At 43.0% G+C, this 316-nt stretch carries 1 tRNA gene and 1 rRNA gene; both read left to right on the top strand.

Features of this window, described 5'->3' with window-relative positions:
- Positions 1–80, top strand: a 16S ribosomal RNA gene (locus K6T82_RS24110); the annotation flags it as partial.
- Between the two features lie 124 nt (positions 81–204).
- A tRNA-Ile gene (locus K6T82_RS24105) sits at positions 205–278 on the top strand.
- The last annotated feature ends 38 nt before the right edge of the window (positions 279–316 follow it).

Genomic DNA, 316 nt, shown 5'->3' with positions numbered 1-316 from the left:
TGCCTAGGGTAAAACTGGTAACTAGGGCTAAGTCGTAACAAGGTAGCCGTACCGGAAGGTGCGGCTGGAACACCTCCTTTCTAGAGCCCTGTATGTTAGCAGTAATGCACGTCGGGGGAAATGATGCGATCTAAAGGGACTGAATATCAAGATTCAATTACTCTTGCTGTCGATTTAAAAAATGATAAGAATTAAGTAAAACAGAGTCTCGTAGCTCAGCTGGTTAGAGTACTACACTGATAATGTAGGGGTCGGCAGTTCGAGTCTGCCCGGGACTACTATTTGACTTGATTTGAAAAAAAGGAAATTTTAGAAG

Origin of the sequence: Flavobacterium potami, assembly GCF_020026915.1 — a bacterium.
Lineage (GTDB): Bacteria > Bacteroidota > Bacteroidia > Flavobacteriales > Flavobacteriaceae > Flavobacterium > Flavobacterium potami.
Note: the sequence above shows the minus strand (reverse complement) of the source record. Positions and strands in the feature narration are given on the sequence as shown.